Genomic DNA, 1825 nt, shown 5'->3' with positions numbered 1-1825 from the left:
AGCCGCTCCAGTCAGAAAACCCGGCAGCACAGCGGGCACATGCCGTAACAATGATAAAAAGAAGAAAAAAACCGGTGCCCCAAAGCTGACCCGGAATTCTTCATTGAGGGGATAAAATTTCAGTTCACCGGCCAGCGGCACCGTAATCAGCATGAGGGCCAGTATATATCCGTCTTTTTCAATAAACCGTTCCAGTTTTATATTGATCACATCCTCGCTTTTTATTTTGGGGAATCGGGAGAAAACCTGCAAATTGCTTTTGACCCAGAACATGAGGTTTTTATAAATCTTACTGCTTATTTTCAAAATGTTTTTGTCGTATTTTGTATGATTCTGTAGTCTCCATTATACAGTAATTATACCTTCCGCTATTATGAAAGCGTTTAACGCCCCTTTAGCCTTCGTTTTGATACACCTCAGTCCTTTAAGAAAAAAATCAGTGAGGAGGAATTCGATGAAAGAATTGATAAAAGAGCACCAGAAAGACATAAACCCGGCGTTACAGCTTCATGATTGGGTTGAATACTATTGCCCTTTTGCCGCCAATGGACAAAGCGCAAACTATATCCCCGCTTTAGGAAAAGTCAATGATTCACAGCTCGGCATCTGTGTATTGGAGCCTGATGGAACGATGATACACGCCGGCGACTGGAACGTCTCTTTTACCCTGCAAAGCATTTCAAAAGTGATTAGCTTTATTGCCGTCTGCATGAGCCGCGGCATTCCCTATGTGCTGGACCGCGTAGATGTCGAGCCGACAGGCGACGCCTTTAATTCAATCATCCGGCTCGAAATCAACAAGCCGGGGAAGCCCTTCAATCCCATGATCAACGCGGGCGCCCTCACAATCGCTTCGATTCTTCCCGGAGAATCGGCATACGAAAAGCTCGAGTTTCTTTACTCGGTGATGGAAACTTTGATAGGAAAACGGCCGAGAATTCATGAGGAAGTATTCCGTTCTGAATGGGAAACCGCCCACCGCAACAGAGCGCTGGCCTACTATTTAAAAGAAACAAACTTTTTAGAAGCTGACGTAGAAGAAACACTTGAGGTGTACTTGAAGCAATGCGCTATGGAGAGCACCACAGAAGATATTGCGTTGATCGGCCTGATCCTTGCTCATGACGGGTATCATCCGATTCGACGCGAGCAGGTGATTCCAAAAGATGTGGCAAAATTGGCCAAGGCATTAATGCTGACGTGCGGCATGTACAACGCTTCAGGCAAATATGCGGCGTTTGTCGGCGTGCCGGCCAAAAGCGGCGTCTCCGGCGGCATCATGGCGCTGGTGCCTCCAAGCGCCAGAAGAGAACAGCCTTTTCAATCCGGATGCGGCATCGGCATTTACGGGCCTGCCATTGATGAATACGGCAACAGCCTCACTGGCGGTATGCTGCTGAAGCATATGGCGCAGGAATGGGAGCTCAGCATTTTTTAAATATGAAAAAAGAGGTGATTGTATGCAGCAAATCCTAGAACATATCGTCGGTATTGCAAATGATCTTTTGTGGTCAAAGCTATTAATTGTTTTGCTCCTTTCTCTGGGAATCTATTTTACGTTCAGGCTTAAGTTTTTACAGGTTCGCATGCTGAAAGAAATGGTCAGGGTATTAAGAGAAGGTGCTGCTTCCCGGTCGAAAAACACCATTTCTCCGTTTCAAGCCTTTTGCATCAGCATGGCGGCCCGTGTCGGAACGGGAAATATTACGGGCATTGCCATCGCCATTGCACTCGGCGGGCCCGGGGCAATCTTCTGGATGTGGATTATCGCCATTATCGGATCAGCATCCAGCTTTGTGGAAAGCACACTGGCTCAGATTTATAA

At 46.8% G+C, this 1825-nt stretch carries 2 protein-coding genes and 1 pseudogene; 2 read left to right on the top strand and 1 reads right to left on the bottom strand.

The window, feature by feature from the left end:
• Positions 1-273 (bottom strand): annotated as a pseudogene (locus tag ACWHAR_RS20425) (ATP-binding protein); the annotation flags it as partial.
• A 181-nt stretch (positions 274-454) separates the two neighbouring features.
• On the opposite strand from ACWHAR_RS20425, the gene ACWHAR_RS20420 reads away from it, so the two are divergent.
• Both ACWHAR_RS20420 and ACWHAR_RS20415 read left to right on the top strand, forming a co-directional pair.
• Positions 455-1438: a glutaminase gene (locus tag ACWHAR_RS20420; RefSeq protein ID WP_152425325.1), complete on the top strand. Its 984-nt coding sequence runs from the start codon at positions 455-457 to the stop codon at positions 1436-1438.
• Between the two features lie 22 nt (positions 1439-1460).
• Positions 1461-1825, top strand: a 365-nt coding sequence (locus ACWHAR_RS20415; protein WP_452087652.1) for an alanine:cation symporter family protein, incomplete at its 3' end; no start/stop codon positions are given.

It is taken from the genome of Bacillus sp. LR--39 (assembly GCF_053613335.1).
Note: the sequence above shows the minus strand (reverse complement) of the source record. Positions and strands in the feature narration are given on the sequence as shown.

Coding starts and splice junctions, on each gene's coding strand:
- ACWHAR_RS20420 (WP_152425325.1), top strand. CDS start 455: ATGAAAGAATTGATAAAAGAGCACCAGAAAGACATAAACCCGGCGTTA.